The sequence below is a fragment of the Acinetobacter sp. NIPH 542 genome (genome assembly GCF_000369825.1).
Lineage (GTDB): Bacteria > Pseudomonadota > Gammaproteobacteria > Pseudomonadales > Moraxellaceae > Acinetobacter > Acinetobacter oleivorans.
Genome location: NZ_KB850206.1, coordinates 2,366,383 through 2,391,991, shown reverse-complemented (window position 1 = coordinate 2,391,991; position 25,609 = coordinate 2,366,383). Strand labels below are relative to the sequence as shown.

The window sequence follows — 25,609 nt, the reverse complement described above, 5'->3', positions numbered from 1 at the left end:
TAGCGGTACTCGTTAGTTTTTATAACGTTGGGCTACATCAGCCGAAGAAAAGTTTGGTAGTAATGTGATACGTGATTTTTCAAAATTATTCCATTGATTTTCGTCTTTCAGCACAGGAATTGTAATCGTTTCTTTGCGGTCAAAACCAATCAGAGCCGCATCGACCAAATCATTCACTTCCATTAATGGTGGGACTTGGCTTAAGTCGATGCCTGAACGTTCCCAAATTTCGGTTTTAGTTGCAGATGGCAATACGGCTTGAACATGCACGCCATGATCTTTTAATTCTAAATATAAACCTTGGCTAAAAAATTGGATGAAAGATTTACTTGCGCCATAAATGGTCGAACCAAGTTCAGGAGCTAATCCAAGCACTGAACCTAAATTAATAATCGCGCCTTTACCTTTGCGTAGAAGAGGTTGCGAAATTGCATGAGACAACCGAACAACTGCGGTCATATTTAAAGTTATAAGTTTTTCAATGTCTTTAATATCTTGAGTTAAAAAGTTTCCGTTCAGTGCAATCCCAGCGTTATTGACCAAGATTTCAATATCAGCATCGTTTTTGAGTACATCTTCAATTTTAGTGATGTCTTGATCTTTTGATAGATCGGCTTGAATGAACTCGACCTGTACACCGTATTTTTCTTGAAGATCTTTTGAGATTTTATCTAAGCGATTGGTGTCTCGTGCAACCAAGATTAAGTTATGGCCACGTTGAGCAAATCGGTCTGCATAGACAGAACCAATTCCTGACGAAGCTCCTGTAATAAGTACTTTTGATTGAGATGACATGTGATGTCTCCACGCTTTAATTTTTAGATGATGACTATAATCTAAAATATGCAAGTTTTGATGTCAACCATAATCAATGTATAATTATGACCAGTAGGGTGAATAAAAAGTGAGTAGGCCAACATGAAAGTCAGTAAAACTCAGGTAAAAGAAAACCGAGAAAAAATTGTTGAAAAGGCGACTCAACTCTTTCGTAACAAAGGCTATGACGGAGTTGGCATTGCCGAGTTAATGTCTAGCGCAGGGTTTACTCACGGCGGCTTTTATAAACATTTCACTTCGAAAACAGACCTTGTCTCAATTACCGTTAAGCACGGGCTTGAGCAGGTTTTAAAAAGAATAGAAGGCTTAAACTTAACTCAATTTATTCAGCTTTATGTGTCCCGCACTCATCGAGACAACCGAGATTTGGGCTGTACCTTAACTGCACTATCTTGTGATGCTGCAAGACAGCCAGACGAAGTAAAAGTCGAATTTGAAGAGGGTATTGAGCAACTTATTCAGTTCATTATGAATGAACGTGCAAAACAAGTTTCTTTGGAAGCGCCAGAGTTGAGAAAGCAAGCCATTAATATTCTTGCCCAATCTGTAGGGGCAATTGCATTGTCTCGCGCATGCCCAGACCAATCAAACCTTAGCGATGAAATATTGGAAAGCTGTAAAGAAAGCCTTTTAAAGTTAGCCGATTAAACTTTTTTATCTCTCAAACTGGTTTGGCTAAATTGAATTAACCTCGCAATATCGACAGTTCTTTCATAAATAAGTTTGGCCGCATGTTCGCAGGCTTGTTCTAAGGTAATAGGGCCATTAGTTAGCGAAAATGCAGCTGTAACGCCGTGCTCATAAAGCGCTTGATAGCCTTCGCCTAAAGTCCCAGCAATCACAATCACAGGTACGTTGTGAGCTTTAGCAATTTGGCTCACCCCAAAAACTGTTTTACCACTTAAGGTTTGTTGGTCAAATTTACCTTCACCTGTAATGACCCAATCCGCGTTAGATACCTTATGGGTAAGCTGATTGAGTTCGGCCACAACCTTAACTCCAGCCTTAAACTCAGCATTTAAATAACTTTTAGCTGCAAAACCTAAACCTCCCGCAGCACCAGAACCCGCTTCATCTCGTTTATCGAAACCTAAAAGCTTAAGCGAGACATCGGCAAAATGGGCAAGAGCTTGGTCAAGTAACTCTACTTGAGCAGGGGAAGCACCTTTTTGTGGACCAAAAATATGAGATGCGCCGTTTGGACCACAAAGTGGATTGGTCACATCGGCAGCCAGTAAAAACCGTATGTGCTGAATACGTGGGTCGAAATGGGTTAAATCAATTTTTGATAGGTTTTTGAGCGCGAGTCCACCAAGGGGTAAAACGTTGTGGTTAGCATCGAACAAAACCGCGCCCAAAGCACTGAGTAGTCCTGTACCGCCATCATTGGTTGCACTGCCACCTACAGTTAAAATAATGTCTTTTGCACCTGCGTCTAAAGCATCCAAAATGAGTTGGCCTGTGCCAAACGTTGTGCTTCGGCAGGCATCACGCTCAGACGGTGGAACTAACTGTATGCCACTCGCTTGAGCCATTTCAATAATGGCGATTTTTTGTTTTTCTAACCATCCCCATTTTGCTTGAATAGGCTGACCTAATGGCCCCATTACGGTTTTTTCACGCCATTCACCTTCACAGACCTCTAACACAGCTTCTATGGTTCCTTCACCGCCATCTGCCATTGGACATATCAGCGTTGCAGCATTTGGGAAAACCTCGTGCCATCCTTTGGCAATGGCTTGAGCGACGCCCAAAGCCGATAGGCTGTCTTTAAAAGAGTCTGGCGCAATCACAACCTTCATAAGTTTTCTGAATCTGTTTTTTTCAATTAATTTATACTGCTTAAACCCATAAAAGCCTACTTAAAATGACGTAAATTTCAGCTCATTACATCATTTCTATTTTTTAAAAATATAAAGTGAATTATGTTTTTATCTGTAAAAAACAGGTCGTTGTGTTTTTAAGATGTTGTTATTATTTAATTTAAATAATTTTTTGGTTTTGGCTGAATGATTGTAATTATAAAAAATATGGCACATATTATAACTAGCGTTGAGGCTGCCTCTAAATATCATGAGTAAATAAAAGTGAACTTTTACTTATTAAGATAAACAGCAAATAGCGTAGATATAACCATAATTAACTTGTGAATTTATTGCACCTATAGAATGTGTAAAAAGTGATAAGAGGATGACAAAGTGGATAATTCAGAAGAACAAAAGCATATTCAGGAAAATAACGGCTTTGCACGAATTGAACCCTATACTCATCCTGCGGGCGGATGGGGAGCACTTCTTAGTGTCGCTCGAAACTTAAAGCGGCAAGATATTTTAAAAAAAGGTTCGATTACCTTACTCAATATTAACCAGCCTACGGGGTTCGATTGTCCCGGTTGTGCATGGCCAGAAAAGAAAAATGCCCATGCTTTTAACTTCTGTGAAAACGGTGCAAAAGCAGTTGCATTTGAAGCAACCAGTAAAACAGTGACTCCCGAATATTTTGCAGGCCATACCGTCAGTTGGTTATCAGAACAAAGTGATTTCTTTCTAGAAGACCTAGGTCGCTTAACTGACCCAGTTCGCTATGATGCTGCAACAGATAAATATGTCGCAATTTCATGGGATGAAGCATTTCAGATTATTGCTAAACATCTTCATGCGCTAGACAACCCAGACCAAGCTGCATTCTATACCTCTGGCCGTGCCAGTAATGAAGCGGCATTTTTATATCAATTGTTTGTACGAAGCTTTGGAACAAATAACTTCCCAGATTGTTCGAACATGTGCCATGAAACGACAAGCGTTGGACTGCTTGATTCGATTGGTTTAGGAAAGGGTACAGTCACGCTAGAAGACTTTGATTTAGCCGATGCAATTTTCAGTTTTGGGCATAACCCGGGAACCAATCACCCGCGTATGTTAGGTACTTTACGTGAAGTGTCTAAACGTGGCGGTAACATTATTGCGATTAACCCGATTAAAGAGCGGGGCTTAGAACGTTTCCAAGACCCACAAGCACCACTTGAAATGATGACTAACGGCAGTACCCCAATTAGTCGTTATTATTTCCAACCTAAAATTGGTGGTGACTATGCACTGATGCTAGGAATTTTAAAGCACCTAAATGAGTGGGATAAAAAAGCACTTACTTCAGGCAAACCAAGCGTTTTTGACCGAAATTTTATTGCGGTGAATACAATCGGTTTCGACGAGATGATTGCCGAGGTCGAAAAAACTGAGTGGGAAGATATTTATAAACACTCGGGGCTATCACCAGAGCATTTAGAAAAATTAGCCAAGCTCTTTTTAGAGTCTGAGCGCTCAATTTTCTGTTGGGGAATGGGCATTACTCAACATCGCCATGGAACAGCTAATGTGCATATGTTAGCGAATTTATTATTGGCTCGTGGGCAAATTGGTCGACCGGGTGCAGGGCTTTGTCCAGTTCGTGGGCACAGTAATGTGCAAGGTGACCGAACTATGGGCATTAATGAGTTACCTAGCCCGAAATTACTCGACAATATTGACCGCGTGTTTGGGATTAAATCTCCTAGAAAAAATGGGCATGGTGTGGTTGAAACCATTAAAGCTATGGCTGAAGGTGAGGTTAAAGTCTTTATTGGTCTAGGCGGAAACTTTGCAGTTGCGACGCCAGATACACCGTATACCCAAGAAGCACTTAGAAAGTGTAATTTAACCGTTCATGTTGCAACCAAATTAAACCGTAGCCATTTGGTTTGTGGTAAAGAGGCACTGATTTTACCTTGTTTGGGCCGTACCGAAATTGATGAGCAGCTTCATGGCCCACAAGCCATTTCAGTCGAAGATTCGATGAGTAATATTCATTTGTCGGCTGGGCGTAATACCCCAATTTCTGAAAATATTTTATCTGAACCCGACATCGTGGCAAGAATGGCTGAAGCGGTTCTACCAGACAGCAAGATTAAATGGAAATGGTACATTGAAAGTTATGATCGTATTCGTGACTCAATTGCTGAGGTTTTTGATGAGTTCCATGACTTTAATTTACGGGTCTATAACCCAGGTGGTTTCCATCTAGAGCATCCAGCCAATCAGCACATCTGGAACACAAAAAGTGGTAAAGCTCAGTTTATGATTACACCTCTGAGTGAAGTCTATGGTGATAAAGAAAATCAATATGCTGCCGCTTATACCGAGAGCAAAGTTTATACCTTAATGACCACTCGATCTCATGACCAATACAACACGACGCTATATGGTCTCGACGACCGCTACCGTGGGGTCTTCGGACAGCGCCGTGTGTTATTTATGAACCAAGCCGATATTGATGAAGCGGGCTTTGAAGCAAATCAGTGGGTTGATATTGAAAGTGTTTTCTCAGATGGTGTTAAACGTATTGTGCATAGTTTCCGTATTGTGCCGTACAACATTCCACGTGGCAGTTTAGCTGCGTACTATCCAGAGACCAATCCCTTGGTGGCGTTAAGCAGTCATGATAAATACGCCAAAATTCCAGCTTCAAAAAGTGTTCCTGTGATTTTGCATCCCGGTGATGCACCTGCACACTTTAATTTGGCAACAGCAGTTGATCCTGAAGATGCTGATAAGAAAGTAAGTAACCTTTAAATTAACAGTGATATAAAAGTGTAATTCAAACAAATGGCGCTCTAAACAAGCGCCATTTCAAGATAAAGGAAATTATTTTGACACCACATTCTTATGGGGTTGAAACATTACAAGTAAAGCGGTTTAAGAAAACCGAATCTGAAAGTGTTTTAGATAATATTGTTCAAGAGCATCCGATTGCTTTGGTATATAACGGCATTTCTCATGCAGTGATGATGGCAACACCTACCGATGTGAGTGTGTTCGCTAAAGGTTTTAGTCTCTCCGAAGGAATTTTAACGAGCTTAAAAGAATTGTATGCCATTGAGGTTCATGAAAGTGAACTGGGAATTGAAGTGAATATGACCATTTCATCTCGAGCATTTGCTGCATTAAAAGAAAGACGACGTATGTTGGTGGGGCGTACAGGCTGTGGTTTATGTGGCATTGAAAGTTTGGAGCAGCTTCAGCTCGATATTCCTAAAATTACGATCGAACCTTCCAAAGAATGGCTTGAACAAATTCCAGTCGCGATTTCTCAATTAAAAGATCAACAAAAAATTACTGCCTTAACGGGTGGAGCTCATGCCGCTGCTTGGGTGGTTCAAGGCAAAATCATAGCTTTATTTGAAGATGTTGGCCGTCACAATGCCTTAGATAAACTACTGGGTTATTTAGCTCAAGAAAACTACGACACCAATTTGGGTTTTGTGGTCATGACCAGTCGTGCAAGCTACGAATTAATCCGTAAATGTGCTCAGCTTAATATTGGTTTATTGGCTTCAATTTCTGCCCCAACCAGTATGGCTATTCGGCTCGCAAAAACTTCTGGCCTAACTTTAGCAAGCTTTTGTCGTGGAGATGATTTCGTTTTATACACATAAAGATCATGCATTGAAATATTGATCAGATCAGTTCAAATGCTAAGAATGATCAAACATAATGGAAATATACATTTCTATTTTGCCTAATTTTAAGTTAAGCACGAACTTTATACTTTATGATCAGAGTTATGTAGTTCAGAGTCTGTCCAAATGTCTTGGTTACAATCACTAAAAGAATGGGCAAAACGTCTAAAAAAACAAATTATTATGCTTTGGTTTGCATCAAAGCATCCTCAAATGCCATGGTTCCCAAAAGTTATTGCTGTGGTGGCTGTGGCTTATGCCTTTAGTCCCATCGATTTAATTCCAGATTTTATTCCTATTTTAGGCCTTTTAGATGAGGCCATCATTTTGCCGATACTCATTTGGTTAGCGCTTCGTTTTACGCCTAAGCAAGTCATTTTCGATGCAGAACAGCAAGCTAACCAATGGCTAGAAGAACATGAAAAAGGGCCACGAAATTATTTGGTTGCTGTACTTATTATTTTAATGTGGCTTACTCTTGCGGTGATGGCTTATTTTTATTTTGGTGGTGGTTTGTAGGTGAACTACGCTTAGAAGCCTTATCGTAATTTAACACCCTGAACATTGTGCTTTGCTACAACTCAAAGGATAATAACGTTTTTATAAGCTTTGAGTTGCAGATAATGAAAATCGTCGCAGATGAAAACTTGGCATTTACCGATTACTTTTTTTCAGAATTTGGCGATATTCAACACCGTGCAGGACGCACCTTAACGCACGCAGATGTAAAAGATGCTGAAGCTTTATTGGTTCGCTCAGTCACCGCAGTAAACGAAAGTTTAATTCAAAACACAGCTTTAAAATATGTGGGTAGTGCCACAATCGGCACCGATCATTTAGATATTTCTGCTTTAGAAAAACAAGGAATTACATGGGCCAATGCAGCAGGTTGTAATGCGCAGGCAGTTGCTGAATATGTCATTACTGCTTTACTTCATTTAGATGTCAACCTTTTAGAACAACAAGAAAAATTTACCCTAGGCATTGTGGGGCTTGGAAACGTCGGTAAGCGTTTGGCATATATGGCCCAGTTGCTTGGTTGGAATGTAATAGGCTTTGACCCATTTGTGCAGTTAGATTCAATTAAAAATGTGAGTTTAGAAACTCTTTTGCAACAAGCGAATGCAATTTCAATTCATGTGCCACTTACTAAAAATGGTAAACATGCAACGTATCATCTGTTTAATGAGCAAGCGTTTGCTGCACTTCAACCGAACACGATTTTAATTAATAGTGCGCGTGGTCCAGTCGTGAAAGAAGCTCCTTTAATCGAAGATATTCAGCGCACCCAGCGTAAAGTTGTGCTCGATGTATTTGAACATGAACCAGTCATATCTGAAGAACTTATAGACATGTTGGCTTTAGCAACACCGCATATTGCTGGTTATAGCCTTGAAGGGAAGGCTCGCGGCACCCAAATGATTTATGAGGCGTTCTGCCAAAAGTTTGGGTTTGATATAAATAAACGTTTCGAGACCCAATTGCCTGCATGCGAAGACTATTTTTCAGGAAATGATTTAAAAGCAGTGTTAAAGCAAAAATTAGCTCATATTTATGATATTGCTCAAGATGATGCCAACATCCGTGCCTGTATTAAAGAGGGCAAAGTAGAGCAAAAAGCATTTGATTTATTACGTAAGAATTATCCGCTGCGCCGTGAATGGGCAGCACATGGAGGGCCGCAGGCATGAGCTTAAGTTATCAACCAACTTGTTCAATTGATGCCTTAAAAGCACGTGCTAAGCTCTATAACCAGATTCGTCAGTTTTTTGCTGAACGTGATGTCATGGAAGTCGAAACACCGATTGTTTCACAAGCAGGTGTCACCGATGTGCATTTAGCTTCTGTTCAGACTTTACGTCATATTAATGGCAAATTGCAGACTCAATATTTACAGACATCTCCAGAGTTTGCCATGAAGCGTTTACTAGCGAGTGGTAGCGGGCCGATTTACCAAATCTGTAAGGTTTTTCGAGACGATGAACACGGACGTAAACACAATAGTGAATTTACCATGCTCGAATGGTACCGCCCGGGTCTAGACTTAAAAGCATTAATGCATGAAACTGCCGATTTATTGCAGACTTGTTTGCAACATCGTTTTGGGGAAGTTCGTCCGTTTATTTTAAGTTATAAACATGCCTTTCAAGATCGTCTTGATATTAACCCATTGCAAGCAACGTTGAAGCAACTCAAAGATACTGCAAATCGTGTGGGATTAAATCTTGATTTAGGCGATGATCGTCTAGCTTACATGGATTTATTATTTTCTCATTTTGTTGAACCAAGTTTAGGATTTGATGCGCCAGTCTTTTTAACTGACTTTCCACCAGAAATGGCATCTTTGGCAAAAGTGAAAGTAGATGAAGATGGGGAAGAGGTCGCAGCACGTTTTGAGGTTTATATTGAAGGTTTAGAGCTTGCCAATGCTTACGATGAATTGCTCGACGCAGAGGTGTTACGTTCACGTTTTGAAGCAGACAATGCAGAGCGTGCTAAGCAAGGCCTTCATGTTATGCCTTTAGATGAACACTTGTTAGCAGCACTGCCTCATATGCCAGAATGTTCAGGAATTGCTTTAGGTATAGACCGTTTACTCATGGTTGCAATGGATCAGGTCAAAATTGAAAAAGTCATTACATTCCCAGCTGAAATTGCTTAAAAACTGACAAATAAAAAAGCCACAATATTGTGGCTTTTTTATTGAGGGTTTATTTAGCTTAAGCTTGTTGAATACCTGCAACAACCCAATCTTGCTGAGAACCAGCAGGTTTAACAAAGTGCCAGATTTCAGTAAATGGTTGTGGCAAGCTGTTTAAATCTTCACTTACTGTACCTGTAAAGCGTACGCTTACAACGTATTGACCATTTTCAGTCGCACTATCTACAACCATCGCATTCAGATTGCTAAATTCAGCAACGTCTTGATCTTGGTTTTCCATGATGTCGTTATACATAGAACTATAAAGTTCTGGTGTTAAGTAACGGCGAATTTCTTCAATGTTACTTGCAGTATTCATCGACTGGATGTGATTAAAACGTTGACGTGCAATACGTAAGAAAGCAGCAGGTTCACTACCATCTGGAAGTTGATTGCCATTGCTCGTTGTTGCACCGCCAAAAGGAGCTTGGGTTGCTGCACCGCCACCAACAGATTGACCAAAGATATTTGTATTATCTCCAGCATTACGTGGTGTTGCTTGTGGTGCAGCAGAACGACCAAATGGGTTTTGACCGTCGTTATTTGGTGCGTAAGGATTATTACCTGCTAATTTTTTTTTTGCGCCCAATTTGCGGAAAACAAAAAAGGCTAAAGCTGCTGCAAGTAATACCCAAAGCCAGCTAGGAATTCCACCTTTTTTCTCTTCTTGTTGCGCTTGAGCAGCTTGTTCTGTTCCAGCTTGAGTTGCTTGATGTTCAGTTGATGTTGGTTTGTCATCAGCTAAAGCATTTGCTGCAACAGCACCTACGGCAGCACCAGCCACACCAGCTGCAACCATTGAACCAACACCCGGACCTGATCGTTGAGGTGCAGTAGCAGGTTGTTGAGCAGGAGTCACTTGACGAGGTTGTTGATAAGACTGGCTTGAAGTAGTAGAGCGTGCCATACCGTGGCTTTTACCACCACCTGCACGTTTAGCTTCAGCAAGAGGCGAAATTGCTAAAGCAGCCATTAAAATACCGGTAATCAAGCCACGCTGGTGTACTTCCATAGGAAATTCCTGTCTAAAATTAAATTGTAATAGTATTTATGAAGGTATTTACGCTAAATTTCAACCATAAAAGTATGTTTTTTTATGTCAATTCATCACTGAGTTGCATTGCCTCAGTCAATGCTTCATGCAGACGGGCAACCGCAATGACTTGTACGCCTAGAATTGCTTTTTGCGGCGCATTACCTCTAGGCAAAATGACATACTTAAAGCCATGTTTTGCAGCTTCTTTTAAACGCTCTTGGCCATTTGGTACAGGACGAATTTCACCAGAAAGGCCAACTTCTCCAAAAACGGCAAGTTGCTGAGGCAATGCTTTGGTTCGTAAACTTGAAGCACATGCTAATAAAACTGCTAAGTCTGAACCTGTTTCGGTAATCTTTAAACCACCGACAATGTTGACATAGACGTCTTGTCCGGTGGTTTGAACACCACCATGGCGATGCATTACAGCAAGCAGCATGTTCAAACGGTTTTGTTCCAGACCCAATGCTACGCGACGAGGTTGTCCTTGAGCATCATCAACTAAAGCTTGGACTTCGACCAAAAGAGGGCGAGTTCCTTCACGGCTAATCATTACAATTGAACCCGGAATCGCTTCATCATAACGGCTTAAGAAAATGGCAGAAGGGTTGGCAACTTCACGTAAGCCTTTATCTGTCATGCCAAATACGCCAAGCTCGTTCACCGCACCAAAACGGTTTTTAACAGCACGAATCATTCGATAGCGTGAGTCTGATTGGCCTTCAAAATAAAGTACACAATCCACCATGTGTTCTAAAACACGTGGACCAGCCAGTGCACCTTCTTTGGTCACGTGACCAACAATGAAGAGTGCAGTGCCACTATTTTTTGCATAGCGAGTTAATAAAGCAGCAGATTCACGAATTTGCGAAACACCACCCGGTGCCGATTGAAGTGTTTCTGTATAAAGCGTTTGGATCGAATCTAAGATCGCCACGACAGGTTTTTCTTGTTCTAAGACTTCGCAAATACGTTCAACACAGGTTTCTGCCATGACTTTTAACTGGTCAGTAGGTAGGTCAAGACGTTGAGCGCGAAGTGCAACCTGAGATAAAGATTCTTCACCGGTAATATAAAGTGCAGAGCTTTTTGCACTTGCCATATAGGTTGCTGTTTGCAAAAGAATAGTCGATTTACCAATACCGGGGTCACCACCAATCAATACGACTGAACCCGTAACTAAGCCTCCGCCAAGTACACGATCAAATTCGCTGATGCCTGTCGGTAAGCGTGTTTCATGGGAAAAAGTGACTTTATTTAGAGTTGTAATATTGGCAGCTTGACCAGCATAGCCCCCAACTTTTGGACGTGCGCGGTGAGCGGTAGTTGGCTCAAGTTTGACTTCAGTCAAAGAATTCCATTCACCACACTCTGAACATTGACCTGCCCATTTAAGATGATCGGCACCACATTGTTCGCAACGGTAAACAGTTTTGACTTTGCTCATATTCGACTTCAGTTAAAAACTTCTTAATTAATAGTAGAAACGGAGTATAACAAAACCAAAATAGAGAATCAGTTTTGAAGTGGAATACATTTTGCTTAATTTAAAACAACGAAAATATTAGGTCATTGTCATGTATTAGTTAATTTAAAAGATTAAGGTCGAGCAGGGGTATTTTTAATAAACAGATGAAGGACTGAAATGAAATTGAAGATTAGAAAATGGTCAATTGAATCGTCTTTTTAATTTAAAAATCAGACAAGTTCAAGTCATGTTTTTAGACCGTAAAGTGCGTTGTATTGCTATGGGCTTGTGCGTATTATCAGATTTAATTGTATGTAGCTTGAAATCATCAGCAATACAGATAAAAATCGGTTAGCTGAAAAATTATCAAAAAATATACATTTAAAAGATACCTGCAAATGGTGCGATATCGTCTTTTTGATTTTAGCTAACGGACTAAAAAAAATTACTGGAGTGTATTGATAAGATGTCGAATCAAAATCTGAATGAGCCTCATGAACAAGGTGAGCTCCATCGTAGCCTCTCAAATCGGCATTTACAGCTGATCGCGATTGGCGGTGCAATTGGTACGGGATTGTTTATGGGATCAGGCAAAACGATTAGTCTTGCTGGCCCTTCAATCTTATTCATTTACCTGATTATTGGTGTGATGGTGTTTTTTGTCATGCGTGCGCTTGGCGAATTACTTCTTTCAAATCTTGCCTATAAATCATTTATTGATTTCACAACGGATTTAATTGGCCCATGGGCAGGTTATTTTGTAGGTTGGACCTATTGGCTGTGTTGGATCACCATTGGTATTGCCGATCTTTCTGCAATTATCTATTACTTGCAATTCTTTAATAATGGTCTACCTTTCTCGCCGGTCGAAGGCGCCATGATCAGTGTAGCAGCCATTGTATTCATTATGGGCTTGAACTTGTTAACAGTTCGCCTGTTTGGTGAGTTGGAGTTTTGGTTTGCACTTATCAAAATTCTAGCAATTATTATTTTAATTGCAGTGGGTTTATGGATGATCTTTACGGGCTTTACCTCGACTACTGGTGAAGTGGCATCCTTTACTCATTTGTGGGCAAATGGCGGTTTCTTCCCGACGGGTGTGCATGGCTTCTTGGCAGGTTTCCAGATTGCGATTTTTGCTTTCGTTGGTGTAGAGCTTGTCGGAACAACAGCTGCGGAAACTAAAGATCCTGAACGTAATTTGCCTAAAGCAATTAACTCAATTCCAATTCGTATCATTATTTTCTATGTGTTCGCATTAATTATTGTCATGTCAGTAACACCATGGAATAAAATTGATCCAGCGATCAGCCCGTTTGTAAACTTGTTTAGTCAAGCAGGCGTTGCGGCAGCAGCAATCTTAATGAACTTGGTTGTGTTGTCATCAGTGATGTCATCAATGAACAGTGGCGTGTTTTCAACAAGCCGCATGTTGTTTGGTCTATCTCGTGAAGATCAGGGACCAAAAGCTTTTGGTAAATTGAACAGACGTGCGGTACCTGCAAATGCATTGTATTTCTCTGCTGCGTGTTTATTGTTAGGTGCAGCATTACAGTATTTTGTACCAAATACCGTTGAAGCGTTTACGCTTGCAACAACACTTTCAACGATTCTGTTCATTTGCGTGTGGTTACTGATTATCTGGAGTTATATCCGTTACTACACTACACGTCCTGAGCTGCATGCAAAATCAACATTTAAATTGCCGGGCGGCCTATTTACATGTTGGATCACGATTATTTTCTTTATTGGTATGATTTACGTGTTGTCTTTAGAGCCAGATACGTTTAAAGCGCTTAAAGTCAGCCCAATCTGGTTTATTATCTTGATCATTGGTTATTTCTTCTTCTATAAACCGCGTCATAAAAAGTAATTAAATTTATTTAGTTATGATCAAACGCCAGCTGAAAAGCTGGCGTTTTTTATGCATATTGTTTTTCTCTTTAAGTTTACTCTTTAGCCGCCTGCATGATCACGGTATACTGCATCGAATTGTTTAAATCAGGTGCTCAGATGCGTCGTGTCATTTGCCTCATCAGTTTATTGAGCAGCAGTATTTTGCTAAGCGCTTGTGGTCAGTCAGGAGCATTACAGCTACCTTCTGATCCGAATTATGACAAACGCGCGAAATACTTGCTCTATCGTAATAAAGAACAGAAACAAGTTGTACAACAGGATGAACAAGCTGATCAGCCAGTTGAATCATCAGCCCCAACCCAAACAACTTCACCTTAAGCTTTGAAATAAGGACACATTCATGAGTTTCACTCGCATTAATGGAGTATTGCACGCAGAGCAATGTTCTATGGAGCAGCTTGCGCAGCAATTTGGCACACCTTTGTATGTTTATTCAAAAGCAGCTTTTGAAAAACATTACTTAGATATGGATCGTGCTTTTGATTTTATTGATCATCAAATCTGTTTTGCGGTGAAATCTAACTCAAATTTAGCTGTTCTTAATGTATTGGCAAAACTTGGTGCTGGTTTTGATATCGTATCAGGTGGTGAGCTTGCACGTGTTTTAAAAGCGGGTGGAGATGCATCTAAAGTTGTTTTTTCTGGCTTGGGTAAAACTGAAGCTGATATTGAAACATCGTTAAATGTAGGCATTGCTTGCTTTAATGTAGAGTCGTATGCCGAACTAGATCGTCTTCAAAAAGTTGCAGCTCGTCTAGGCAAAAAAGCGCCGATTTCCTTACGTGTAAATCCAGACGTAGATGCAAAAACACATCCTTATATTTCAACAGGTTTAAAAGAAAATAAATTTGGTATTCCAAGTGATACCGTTTATGAAACCTATCAATATGCTGCATCTTTACCAAACCTTGAGATTATTGGAATTGACTGCCACATTGGTTCGCAATTAACCGAGACTAAACCATTCGTTGATGCTTTAGATCGTGTGATGTTGATGATTGAAGAGTTGAAAAAGCTTGGTATCAATCTTAAACACATTGATATCGGTGGTGGTTTAGGTGTTTGCTATAAAGATGAAACACCACCAAGTGTTGAAGAATATGCCAACTCAATGAAACCTGCTTTAGAAAAGTTAGGTCTCAAGGTTTACATGGAACCGGGTCGTAGCATTAGTGCAAATGCAGGTGTGCTTTTAACCAAAGTTGATTTGCTCAAACCAACGAGCCACCGTAACTTTGCCATTATTGATGCAGCAATGAATGATTTAATTCGCCCTGCATTATATGAAGCTTGGATGGATATCCAACCTGTGGTACCAAGTTCAGATACTGAAGAAAAAACTTGGGATCTCGTGGGTGCAATCTGTGAGACAGGTGATTTCATTGGTAAAGATCGTTCATTGGCTTTAAAAGAAAATGACTTGTTAGCTGTTCTCGGTGCTGGTGCTTATGGTTTTGTAATGAGTTCAAATTACAATACACGTGGACGTGCCGCAGAAGTAATGGTGTCTGGCGACAAAGCCCATTTGATTCGTGAGCGTGAAACAGTTGAATCCCTTTGGGAAAAAGAAAGTTTATTGCCTGAGGAGTAAATGAAATGTTATTAGAATTTACTAAAATGCATGGCCTAGGCAATGACTTTATGGTGGTTGATCTGATCAGCCAACGTGCCTATTTGGATACAGAAACAATCCAACGCTTAGCCGACCGCCATTTCGGTATTGGTTTTGATCAACTTTTAATTGTTGAACCGCCTGATTTACCGGAAGCAGATTTTAAATATCGTATTTTTAATGCTGATGGTTCTGAAGTTGAACAATGTGGTAACGGTGTGCGCTGTTTTGCTCGCTTTGTACATGAGCGTCATTTAACAACGAAAACTAGTATTACTGTTCAAACCAAAGCAGGGATTGTCAAACCTGAACTGGGGCAAAATGGTTGGGTTCGCGTGAATATGGGCTACCCGAAATTTTTGCCGAATGAAATTCCATTCATTGCTGAACAACCAGAAGCTTTATATACACTTGAGTTAGCCAATGACCAAAACATTAGTATTGATGTGGTCAATATGGGCAATCCTCACGCCGTAACGATTGTTCCTGATGTACTCACAGCAGATGTTGCTGGTATTGGTCCGCAAGTTGAATCACATAAACGTTTCCCTGAACGTGTGAATGCTGGCTTTATGCAAATCATTGATGAAAAGCATGTGCGTTTACGTGTATTTGAACGTGGTGTAGGTGAAACTCTTGCATGTGGTACAGGGGCTTGTGCTGCTGCGGTAAGTGGTATGCGCCGTGGCTTATTGGGTAATTCAGTTGAAGTTGAACTTGCTGGTGGTAAGCTACAAATCGAATGGCAAGAAGGTGATGTGGTCTGGATGACGGGTCCAACAACTCATGTATATGATGGGCGTTTGGATTTACGTTATTTCCAAGGCTAATAGCATTACCTAAATAGAGGCCTCTTTTATTAACTAAAATGATAAAAGAGGCTTTCTTTTATATACAATAATTTTTTAATTTTATTACTTTATAAAAATATGAATAATCTAATTTTCTTACCTGGCGCATCAGGTAGTACAGCATTTTGGCATCCATTAATTGAAAAATTACCTCAGCATTACCAGACAAAAATTATTGGTTACCCCGGTTTTGGAGATACACCAGAATCCTTTGAGGTCAAAAGTTTTGAAGACCTAACAAATCATGTGGTCGATCAAATTAATGAAGAATCTGTAATTGTCGCGCAATCTATGGGTGGCATTTTTGCTGTTGCGGCAGCGTTGCAAAAACCTCAGCTGGTGAAAGGGCTGGTTTTGATTGCAACTTCTGGTGGAATCGACCTTGAAAGATTTAATGTGCAAGACTGGCGAGAAGCATACCATCAAGCATTTTTAAGATATCCAGATTGGTTTATTACTACCAATGCTAACTACGAAGGGTTTTTATCAGATATAAACATTGAAACTTTATTAATCTGGGGCGATAACGATCCAGTGAGCCCCGTTCAGGTGGGGCAATATTTAAATCGAAAGTTTGAAAATTCGACGTTATATGTTGTGAAAGGTGGGGACCATCAACTAGCAGAAAAACATGCCGATGAAGTTTCAGTCCAAATAGAAAACTACTTAAAAAAATAATGTAAATCTTTAACTATTATTTAGCGTGCTATGCGTTAGCACGCTTTTTAAAATTTATCTTTTACTCAAAGCCAATTTTAAAGCAAACAACACAAAAATACTGCCCGTAATCCGGTCCATATATTTCACAAATTTGGGTTGCTTAAGATAACGTGATAGTGGTTGCATAGCCAAAATTAATAAAATTGACCATAAGGTTCCAATCACCACATGAATCATCACAAGCCCTATAATCCAAGTAACAGCCGATGCTTGTGGTGGAATAAATTGTGGCAGAAATGAAATATAAAAAATACCAACTTTGGGATTAAGTAAGTTACCCAAAAAACCTTTAATAAACCAATTCTGTGAAGCAGGGACATTGGAGTTGGTTTCTTGCATGTCTGCAAGTTGGCTACGCGGTTTTAAAATCATATTCAAACCTAGCCAAGCTAAATAAGCAGCCCCCATCCATTTCAGAATATTAAAGGCTAGATCAGAAGCCATGAGCAAAGCGCCTAGACCACAAGCAACCACAATTCCCCATGCAATACAGCCAAGGCTAATACCCACTGCTGCTTGAAATGCTTTCGACTTGCCTTCAAGAGTAGCGGTACGAATAATTAAAGTCGTATCCAGACCAGGTGTAAGCGTAAGTAAAGTAATGGCAATTAAGTAGGGAATGAGTATGGTAGTCATGACAGCAGGGTTCCGACGAATACTTAAAATGAAGTGTAATATATAAGGTAGTGAGTTGTTATGCTGTACGATCTTAAATTTCCTGAACAACTACTTTTTGATACACTGAAAAAATAAAATGAGCAAATAAATGGAGAGCAATTTGGATTTTGCATTACAGCTGCTCTCAATGTGGTTAAAAGAAAGAAAAATTCAGAACCAGTCTGAGCACACGATTACAGCTTATGAAAGAGATGTTAAAAGCTTTCTTGAGTTCTGCGAGCTCAAACAAATTGATTTAAGAAATATTGAAGCTTCAGATTTACGTGAATATTTGGCCCAGCGTGTTGAGCAGGACCAGTTAAGTTCAAGCAGTATGCAGCGTCATCTCACTTCAATTCGCCAGTTTATGAAATGGGCTGAACAAGGGAAATATCTAGAAATTAACCCTACTGATGATTTTAAGTTAAAACGTCAGCCTAGACCCTTGCCAGGTATGATCGACATAGAAACGGTTAATCAAATTTTAGATCAGCCTGTGCCTGAAAAACCAATTGATCAGCAATTGTGGTTACGTGATAAAGCCATGCTCGAGTTACTTTACTCAAGTGGTTTGCGTCTGGCTGAACTGCAAGGCTTAACAATTAAAGATATCGATTTTAACCGTCAACTGGTACGTATTACGGGTAAAGGAAACAAAACCCGTATTGTACCGTTTGGAAAAAAGGCGAAAGAAAGTCTATTGAATTGGCTGAAAATTTATAAAATCTGGAAAGGCCATTTTGATCAAAATGCTTTTGTTTTTATTTCTCAAAGAGGCGGTGTGTTAACCCCACGGCAAATTGAAAAGCGTGTAAAGCTTCAAGCGCAAAGAGCAGGTGTGAATGTAGATTTGCATCCTCATTTATTACGGCATTGTTTTGCTAGCCATATGTTATCAAGCAGTGGTGATTTGCGATCAGTACAAGAAATGTTAGGCCACAGTAATTTATCTACGACACAAATTTATACACATATTGATTTTGATCATTTGGCACAAGTCTATGATCGAGCTCATCCGAGAGCACAAAAGAATGAATAGATTTAAGAACGATCTTAATAAAAAAGTTGATTAAAATGGCTAGTCTTATACGAATGTAGACATCATTTGTATTTTTTTAGAAATTTGTTTAAGAGAAATAGGGGAAATAGTCAAATTGACCATTTTGATCTTGGGATATTTTGTCGGTACCCCTGAGTCAAAAACATCTCATCTCGATTATTTTAAGGCGATCTTATGTTTCTGACTAATAAGCTAAATAAGATAAAAAGATAATAAAAATCAATATATAAAATAGAGTGTAAAAAGAACGAAATAGCGCCTAATAAGGCATAATATTTTTTTTATGAACTGATGGTTTCATTTTTTTTGTGCTGTTCTGGAAAATTGTGACTTGACCGAAATGCCAAACACATTGCAAGATAGGGTACCTAAAAAATTTTAATTGAAGAGTTAATATACTTTTCTCAACATTTACTTTTGCTAGAACAGCCGAGGATTACATGAAGGCTCTTGTTGCTGTAAAACGCGTGGTTGATGCCAACGTCAAAGTTCGTGTTAAGCCGGACAATAGTGGGGTTGACCTAACTAACGTTAAAATGTCAATTAACCCATTTTGTGAAATCGCAGTGGAAGAAGCGGTTCGCTTAAAAGAAAAAGGAACAGTAACAGAAATCGTTGTTGTTTCTGTGGGTCCTAAAGAAGCTCAAGAACAAATCCGTTCTGCAATGGCTTTGGGTGCAGACCGCGGTATTTTAGTTGAAACCACTGATGAAATTGGCGCTTTAGAAGTTGCTAAAATTTTAAAAGGTGTTGTTGACGCTGAAAAACCAGAACTTATCCTTCTTGGTAAACAAGCAATTGATGATGACTCTAACCAAGTAGGACAAATGCTTGGTGCATTATTAGGTGCGGGCCAAGGTACATTCGCTTCTGAAGTGAAAGTTGATGGTGGCAAAGTACAAGTAACTCGTGAAGTTGACGGTGGTTTACAAACTGTTGAACTGGCACTTCCAGCAATCATTACAACTGACTTGCGTTTGAATGAGCCACGTTATGCAGCATTGCCTAACATCATGAAAGCTCGTAAGAAGCCACTTGATACTAAATCTCCTGCTGATTATGGCGTTGCAGCTGGTACTAAGCTTAAAACTGTTAAAGTTGAAGCTCCAGCAGAACGTAAAGCTGGCGTACAAGTGAAATCTGTAGATGAGCTTGTTGAAAAATTGAAAAATGAAGCGAAAGTGATCTAATACGGAAGGATAAAATCATGAGTATTTTAGTTATCGCTGATCACAACAACCAAGCACTTAACGGTGCTACTTTAAACGTTGTTGCTGCAGCACAAAAAATCGGTGGTGATATTACTGTATTAGTTGCTGGTTCTGGTGCTCAGGCAGTTGCTGATGCTGCTGCTAAAGTTGCTGGTGTAAGCAAGGTTTTACTTGCTGACAATGCTGCTTATGCAAACCAGTTAGCTGAAAACGTAGCTGCCCTAGTTGCCGATTTAGCTAAAGGTTACAAATACGTATTAGCTGCTTCTACAACAACTGGTAAGAACATTCTTCCACGTGTTGCTGCTCTTCTTGATGTAAGCATGATCACAGACATTATTTCTGTTGAATCTGCAAATACATTCAAGCGTCCGATTTATGCAGGTAACGCGATTGCGACTGTTCAATCTGACGAAGCAATCATTGTGGGTACAGTTCGTGGTACAGCATTTGATCCAGTAGCTGCTGAAGGTGGTTCTGCTGCGGTTGAAGCGGTAAGTGAAGCGAAAGATGCAGGTATTTCTCATTTTGTATCTGAAGAAATCGTTAAGCTTGATCGTCCAGAATTAACTGCGGCTCGCATCGTAGTTTCTGGTGGTCGTGGTGTAGGTTCTGGTGAGAACTACCATAAAGTACTTGATCCATTAGCTGACAAGCTTGGTGCAGCACAAGGTGCTTCACGTGCGGCAGTTGATGCAGGCTTCGTACCTAACGACTTCCAAGTGGGTCAAACTGGTAAAATCGTTGCGCCTGACCTTTACGTTGCTGTAGGTATTTCTGGTGCGATCCAGCATTTAGCTGGTATGAAAGATTCTAAAGTTATTGTTGCAATCAACAAAGACGAAGAAGCGCCAATCAACAGTGTTGCTGACTACTGGTTAGTTGGTGATTTGAACACTGTAGTACCAGAGTTAGTAAGCAAGTTGTAATTTACAGCTTGTCACTTATTCGAAAAACGCCCTTGTGCTATAAATAGCCAAGGGCGTTTTTTTATTTAGATCATCATTATGAATATTAATTATTCCGCTTCGCTAGAGGCCCACCAATTGCATCAATCACTTGTGAGATTGGCACGGGCAGATATGGCACGAGATTATTTATGTATTCGTTCGAAAAATCAGCATGGACTGTCCAATATTAAAGTTAGTCAGTTGCACATGGGATTTATTTTATATGGGCAACAACAATTAAATCTTCAAACAAAACAAATCAATTTTAGCGCTGGCGATCTCTATATTATAAAACCCGATACGGTTATCGATGCAGTTAATCTGCCTGACCCTATAACGGGTGAATATCTCACTATTCTTGTGCCTATGTGTGAAGAAGTCATTCAAGCTGCACAAATGATTTGGGCTAAGCCAGTTGTAGACAGAACTGAAGCAATATTAAAGTTTTCAATTGATGATTTTGCTACCTCTTTAGCTGAGTGGCAAACGGCTTTATTTAATCATGATGTAGTGAAAGCACGTTTATGTATTACCGCTATACTTGTACAGCTATGCCAACAGCATTGTTCTGATGTTTTAATTGTACCTCCACCTAAATTGACAAAAATCATTCATGATTGGGTCATAGAAAATCCACAGCACCATTGGCAGTCTAGTGAGTTTGAAATGAGACTAGGTTTGAGCAGTGCCACACTTCGCCGCAAGCTTAGCCATGAAGACACAACCTTAAGAGAAACGATTACGCATGCACGGCTTACTTTTGCACTTGAGCTGTTGTATTCGAAAAAGTTACCTATGAAAACTATTGCAGCAAAATCTGGGTACCAGTCTGTTGCTATTTTTCGTGATCGCTTTGTAGAGCGTTATGGTATAGATCCTGCTGTGCTAGCTGCCGAATAAGTCAATTTGAGCGTTTCTTATCGCTTATTGAGCGATTTAAATAGATAAAAACCAATAGAGTTAAAGTATGAAAATACGAAGGACTCTATGATGAATTCATTAAAATCACTTACGATATTATTGCTACTGAGTGCCAGTACAGTTATACATGCAGAACAAACGCCAAGTGTACATCAAGTCGATGGTTACTTTTTACAACCAGTAGGCAACCTTAAGGTAACAGCATTGTTTGATGGGGAACTGGGACTGCCTCGTAGTGATTTACTAGGTATTTCAGCTGAAAAAGCCAATCGACTGTTTGCAGAAAACTTTGTTCCTGTAGATGAGCATAATCAGATTGTCACAGATTTCTCTGCCTATCTTGTTCAAACACCCACACAAAATATTTTAATTGATGCTGGCACTGCAAAATGTTTTGGTCCAACCTTGGGCCATGTGCGTGAAAATTTAAAGAAAGCAGGCGTACAGCCTGAACAAATAGATACCATCTTGATTACACATGCCCATCCTGATCATTTATGCGGTATTACACTCGATGGCAAAATGGCTTATCCAAATGCGAAGGTTTATCTAGCTAAAGAAGATGTCGATTTTTGGACATCATCTGCAAATGAAGCAAAAGCTAATGATTTTTTTAAGCCAATATTTAAAATGACGAGAGATGCCTTACAGCCATACCAAAAGGCAGGGCAACTCGTCGCTTTTACCAAAACCTCTTTTAACGTACCGAATGTTCAACTCATCGTTACTCATGGTCATACTGAAGGTCATTCTTCATATTTAGTAGATGGACAAAACGGTCAAAAGTTTTTAGGTCTTGGCGATGTTGTACACTATGGTGCAGTACAATTTCCTTATCCTGAAGCAAGCTACAAACCTGATACTCACTCGAATCAGGCTATAGCTGTTCGTAAAAGTATTTTTGAACAAGCCTATAAAAACCAATGGTGGGTGGGAGCTGCGCATGTTGCTTTTCCTGGTATTGGGCATATTAGTAAAAATTCAAAAGGATATCAGTGGATTCCTGCTCAATATCGGCCTACAAAATGATATTTCAAACCTATTATTAAAAGAATAATGGGTTTACAACAAGACAAGTATGTTGAAGCTAAATATTATTTATTTTGGCTAATAAACTAAGTTTTGTTTTTAAGATTAGATGAAAAGTGCTCTAAAGAGAGCACTTTTGTGTTGTCTATATTTTGGTCGAACTGTTGAGTTTTAAGAAATACATTTAAAACTAGAATTCTCTAATTTTAACTTATTAATTCTAATGAAATTTTTATTGTAAAAAAATGCTATTTTCAGATTGCTAAACTCCCAGTTAACGAGCAGTTTGTGCTATACTATACAGCTATATTTTTTTCGATTTTAGTTCAGTTTTCAGAACTAAATTTTTTGCAAGATCAAGACATATTAGCAGATGGAAATTTCTATCTGTAAGAAGGAGTATGCATGAGCGTATCGGAAATCCGACCGATTGCCATTGAGGATGAACTCAAGCATTCATATTTAGATTACGCAATGAGTGTAATCGTATCTCGTGCATTGCCGGATGTGAGAGACGGTCTGAAACCTGTTCACCGTCGTGTGCTATTTGCCATGCACGAATTGGGCAATGACTATAACAAAGCCTACAAGAAATCTGCACGTGTTGTTGGGGACGTAATCGGTAAATATCACCCTCATGGTGACTCAGCTGTTTATGAAACTATTGTACGTATGGCTCAGGATTTTAGCTTACGTTATTTATTGGTAGATGGTCAGGGTAACTTCGGTTCAATCGATGGTGATAGCGCGGCTGCAATGCGTTATACCGAAGTCCGTATGACTAAGTTAGCGCACGAGCTTCTTGCAGATCTAGAAAAAGACACAGTTGACTGGGAAGATAACTACGACGGATCTGAGCGTATTCCTCAGGTGCTTCCAACACGTGTTCCTAACTTGTTAATTAATGGCGCTGCTGGTATTGCCGTAGGTATGGCAACCAACATGGCACCGCATAACATGACAGAAGTTGTGAATGCATGCTTAGCCTATGCTGACAATCCGAATATCTCGATTGAAGGATTGATGGAATACATTACTGGTCCTGATTTTCCTACTGGCGGTATTATTTACGGTAAATCAGGCATTGTTGATGCTTACCGTACAGGTAAAGGCCGACTACATATTCGTGGTAAGTACCATTTCGAAGAAGATGAAAAGACAGGCCGTACAACCATTGTCTTTACTGAAATTCCATATCAAGTCAACAAGGCAAGAGTTATTGAACGTATTGCCGAGTTAGTTAAAGAGAAAAAACTTGAAGGTATTTCAGAGCTTCGTGATGAGTCTGACAAAGACGGTATGCGTATTGCGATTGACTTGAAACGTGGTGAAAACGCAGAAGTCGTTGTAAATAACTTATTCTTAAATACACAGCTTGAAAACTCATTCAGCATCAACATGGTTTGTCTTGATAACGGACAACCAAAATTGATGAATCTGAAAGATATTATTGCGGCATTTATTCGTCACCGCCAAGAAGTAGTGACACGCCGTACCATGTTCGAATTACGTAAAGCACGTGAACGTGGTCATATCTTAGAAGGCTTAACTGTTGCTTTAGCCAATATTGATGAAATTATTGAAACCATCAAAACTTCTGCTAACCCAGCTGAAGCGCGCGAGCGTTTACTAGCTGGTGAGTGGGCTGGTGGTGGCGTTATTTCTTTACTTGAAAAAGCTGGCGCTATTTCTGTTCGCCCAGATGAAATCGAAGGTGAAAATCCAGATCGTCCATTTGGTCTAACTGAATCAATTTACCGTTTATCACCAACGCAAGTGGGTGCAATTTTAGAATTGCGTTTACATCGTTTAACGGGTCTTGAGCAAGACAAATTACATGCAGAATATACTGAAATTTTAGGTCAAATTGCTGAACTTACGGCAATTCTTAATGATTTCAATTTATTGATGGCTGTAATTCGTGAAGAATTAGCGCAAGTACTACAACAGTATGGTGATGGTCGTCGTACAGAAATTATTGAATCACGTATTGATTTTAGCCGTGAAGATTTAATTCCTGAAGAACAAGTTGTATTAACGGTTTCACAAACAGGTTATGCAAAAACTCAACCACTTTCAGACTATCAGGCTCAGCGCCGTGGTGGACGTGGTAAGTCTGCAACCTCAATGAAAGATGATGACTTTATTCAACATCTCATTGTGGCTTCAAACCATGCGACTGTACTCTGCTTTACTAACGTAGGTAAAGTGTATCGTCTTCGCGTATTTGAAGTACCTCAAGCATCACGTGGTGCTAAAGGCCGCCCGATTGTAAACTTGTTACCTTTAGATGCGAATGAAACAGTAACTGCTATCTTGCCGTTAACTGAGTTCCCAGAAAACCATTATGTATTTATGGCGACAGCTTCTGGTACGGTTAAACGTGTTGATTTGGAGCAGTTTGCTAACATTCGTTCAAATGGTTTACGTGCAATTGAACTGAATGAAGAAGATACCTTGATTGGTGTTGCGATTACTGATGGTAATCAGCAAATCATGTTGTTCTCGAATGAAGGTAAGGCAATTCGTTTTGCAGAAACTGACGTGCGTTCAATGGGTCGTACTGCTAAAGGCGTCCGTGGTATGCGTGTTAGCTTTGCGAGCAGCACTTTAAGTGAAGAAGATGCTGAAGTTGAAAATGATGAATCTGATGACAATGAAGATTCAGCAGATTTAAATGTTGTAAGTCGCATCGTATCGCTTGTTGTTGTTCCTGAAACGGGCGAAGTGCTGTGTGCGAGTGCCAATGGTTATGGTAAACGTACTCCTGTAAATGACTTCCCAACCAAAAAACGTGGTGGTAAGGGTGTTATTGCGATTAAGACAAGTGAACGTAATGGTGAGCTTGTAGGTGCAGTATCTATTGATGAAAGCAAAGAACTGTTGCTTATTTCTGATGGTGGTACATTAGTTCGTACGCGTGCTGCTGAAGTTGCAATGACTGGTCGTAATGCACAAGGTGTTCGTCTGATTCGTTTAAGCGAAGAAGAAACTTTAGTGGGCGTTGTGTCTATTGAAGCTGTCGAAGATGAAGAAGAGTTTCTCGAAGGAGAAGTTGATACTTCAGAAGTAGATGGCGAAGATGCAGTTTCTACGAATGACGATGTGTCAGAAGAGTAAGTCTTAATTAAATAAAAAAAGGAAG

At 39.8% G+C, this 25,609-nt stretch carries 22 protein-coding genes; 17 read left to right on the top strand and 5 right to left on the bottom strand.

Annotation, left to right across the window (positions count from 1 at the left end; genetic code table 11):
- Window positions 1-12: 12 nt before the first annotated feature.
- Window positions 13-795, bottom strand: coding sequence for an SDR family NAD(P)-dependent oxidoreductase (locus F886_RS16625; RefSeq protein WP_005307687.1), 783 nt, complete (start codon window positions 793-795; stop codon window positions 13-15).
- 123 nt (window positions 796-918) lie between these two features.
- Between F886_RS16625 and F886_RS16620 the strand changes: the two genes are divergently transcribed.
- The gene (locus F886_RS16620) at window positions 919-1,485 is read left to right on the top strand and encodes a TetR/AcrR family transcriptional regulator (protein ID WP_005307683.1); all 567 of its coding nucleotides are present in this window, start codon (window positions 919-921) and stop codon (window positions 1,483-1,485) included.
- Here the strand turns inward: F886_RS16620 and F886_RS16615 are convergent.
- Window positions 1,482-2,639 carry a glycerate kinase gene (locus F886_RS16615; protein WP_005307680.1) on the bottom strand — a complete coding sequence of 386 codons (1,158 nt, stop codon included), beginning with the start codon at window positions 2,637-2,639 and terminating at the stop codon, window positions 1,482-1,484. The two genes, F886_RS16620 and F886_RS16615, sit on opposite strands and share 4 nt — an antisense overlap.
- 396 nt (window positions 2,640-3,035) lie before the next feature.
- On the opposite strand from F886_RS16615, the gene F886_RS16610 reads away from it, so the two are divergent.
- From F886_RS16610 to epmA, 5 genes are all read left to right on the top strand, one after another.
- On the top strand, window positions 3,036-5,444 hold the full coding sequence (locus tag F886_RS16610) for an FdhF/YdeP family oxidoreductase (protein WP_005307677.1): 2,409 nt from the start codon (window positions 3,036-3,038) through the stop codon (window positions 5,442-5,444).
- Window positions 5,445-5,521: 77 nt separating this feature from the next.
- On the top strand, window positions 5,522-6,307 hold the full coding sequence (fdhD, locus tag F886_RS16605; RefSeq protein ID WP_005307675.1) for a formate dehydrogenase accessory sulfurtransferase FdhD: 786 nt from the start codon (window positions 5,522-5,524) through the stop codon (window positions 6,305-6,307).
- Window positions 6,308-6,457: 150 nt separating this feature from the next.
- Window positions 6,458-6,850 carry a YkvA family protein gene (locus F886_RS16600; RefSeq protein ID WP_005307672.1) on the top strand — a complete coding sequence of 131 codons (393 nt, stop codon included), beginning with the start codon at window positions 6,458-6,460 and terminating at the stop codon, window positions 6,848-6,850.
- 104 nt (window positions 6,851-6,954) lie between these two features.
- Window positions 6,955-8,022 (top strand): 4-phosphoerythronate dehydrogenase, encoded by a 1,068-nt coding sequence (locus F886_RS16595; protein ID WP_005307670.1) that lies wholly within the window; start codon window positions 6,955-6,957, stop codon window positions 8,020-8,022.
- Entirely contained in the window at window positions 8,019-8,993 is a 975-nt protein-coding gene (gene epmA, locus F886_RS16590) for an EF-P lysine aminoacylase EpmA (RefSeq protein WP_005307666.1), read from the top strand. The genes F886_RS16595 and epmA overlap by 4 nt, the downstream gene beginning before the upstream one ends.
- A gap of 58 nt (window positions 8,994-9,051) precedes the next feature.
- Here epmA and F886_RS16585 read toward each other — a convergent pair whose 3' ends face one another.
- The gene (locus F886_RS16585; RefSeq protein WP_005307663.1) at window positions 9,052-10,044 is read right to left on the bottom strand and encodes a Tim44 domain-containing protein; all 993 of its coding nucleotides are present in this window, start codon (window positions 10,042-10,044) and stop codon (window positions 9,052-9,054) included.
- A gap of 82 nt (window positions 10,045-10,126) precedes the next feature.
- Window positions 10,127-11,515, bottom strand: coding sequence for a DNA repair protein RadA (gene radA / locus F886_RS16580; protein ID WP_005307660.1), 1,389 nt, complete (start codon window positions 11,513-11,515; stop codon window positions 10,127-10,129).
- A 487-nt stretch (window positions 11,516-12,002) separates the two neighbouring features.
- Between radA and F886_RS16575 the strand changes: the two genes are divergently transcribed.
- From F886_RS16575 to F886_RS16555, 5 genes are all read left to right on the top strand, one after another.
- Window positions 12,003-13,409 (top strand): amino acid permease, encoded by a 1,407-nt coding sequence (locus F886_RS16575; RefSeq protein WP_005307657.1) that lies wholly within the window; start codon window positions 12,003-12,005, stop codon window positions 13,407-13,409.
- A gap of 140 nt (window positions 13,410-13,549) precedes the next feature.
- On the top strand, window positions 13,550-13,771 hold the full coding sequence (gene lptM, locus F886_RS16570) for an LPS translocon maturation chaperone LptM (protein ID WP_004790575.1): 222 nt from the start codon (window positions 13,550-13,552) through the stop codon (window positions 13,769-13,771).
- Window positions 13,772-13,793: 22 nt separating this feature from the next.
- Window positions 13,794-15,044 carry a diaminopimelate decarboxylase gene (gene lysA, locus F886_RS16565; protein WP_005307652.1) on the top strand — a complete coding sequence of 417 codons (1,251 nt, stop codon included), beginning with the start codon at window positions 13,794-13,796 and terminating at the stop codon, window positions 15,042-15,044.
- A gap of 5 nt (window positions 15,045-15,049) precedes the next feature.
- A complete protein-coding gene (gene dapF / locus F886_RS16560) occupies window positions 15,050-15,895 on the top strand; it encodes a diaminopimelate epimerase (RefSeq protein ID WP_005307649.1) in 846 nt (281 codons plus the stop codon).
- Window positions 15,896-15,994: 99 nt separating this feature from the next.
- Window positions 15,995-16,594, top strand: coding sequence for an alpha/beta fold hydrolase (locus F886_RS16555; protein WP_005307646.1), 600 nt, complete (start codon window positions 15,995-15,997; stop codon window positions 16,592-16,594).
- Between the two features lie 54 nt (window positions 16,595-16,648).
- Here F886_RS16555 and F886_RS16550 read toward each other — a convergent pair whose 3' ends face one another.
- The gene (locus tag F886_RS16550) at window positions 16,649-17,272 is read right to left on the bottom strand and encodes a LysE family translocator (protein WP_005307643.1); all 624 of its coding nucleotides are present in this window, start codon (window positions 17,270-17,272) and stop codon (window positions 16,649-16,651) included.
- A gap of 169 nt (window positions 17,273-17,441) precedes the next feature.
- On the opposite strand from F886_RS16550, the gene xerA reads away from it, so the two are divergent.
- From xerA to gyrA, 6 genes are all read left to right on the top strand, one after another.
- Window positions 17,442-18,332, top strand: coding sequence for a site-specific tyrosine recombinase/integron integrase (gene xerA / locus F886_RS16545; RefSeq protein WP_081402298.1), 891 nt, complete (start codon window positions 17,442-17,444; stop codon window positions 18,330-18,332).
- 461 nt (window positions 18,333-18,793) lie between these two features.
- On the top strand, window positions 18,794-19,543 hold the full coding sequence (locus F886_RS16540) for an electron transfer flavoprotein subunit beta/FixA family protein (RefSeq protein ID WP_005307637.1): 750 nt from the start codon (window positions 18,794-18,796) through the stop codon (window positions 19,541-19,543).
- 17 nt (window positions 19,544-19,560) lie between these two features.
- Window positions 19,561-20,493, top strand: a complete 933-nt coding sequence (locus tag F886_RS16535) for an electron transfer flavoprotein subunit alpha/FixB family protein (protein WP_005307634.1) — start codon at window positions 19,561-19,563, stop codon at window positions 20,491-20,493.
- A 78-nt stretch (window positions 20,494-20,571) separates the two neighbouring features.
- Window positions 20,572-21,414 carry a helix-turn-helix domain-containing protein gene (locus tag F886_RS16530; protein ID WP_005307632.1) on the top strand — a complete coding sequence of 281 codons (843 nt, stop codon included), beginning with the start codon at window positions 20,572-20,574 and terminating at the stop codon, window positions 21,412-21,414.
- A gap of 90 nt (window positions 21,415-21,504) precedes the next feature.
- On the top strand, window positions 21,505-22,464 hold the full coding sequence (locus F886_RS16525; protein WP_005307629.1) for an MBL fold metallo-hydrolase: 960 nt from the start codon (window positions 21,505-21,507) through the stop codon (window positions 22,462-22,464).
- Between the two features lie 405 nt (window positions 22,465-22,869).
- Window positions 22,870-25,584: a DNA gyrase subunit A gene (gyrA, locus tag F886_RS16520; RefSeq protein WP_004790593.1), complete on the top strand. Its 2,715-nt coding sequence runs from the start codon at window positions 22,870-22,872 to the stop codon at window positions 25,582-25,584.
- The last annotated feature ends 25 nt before the right edge of the window (window positions 25,585-25,609 follow it).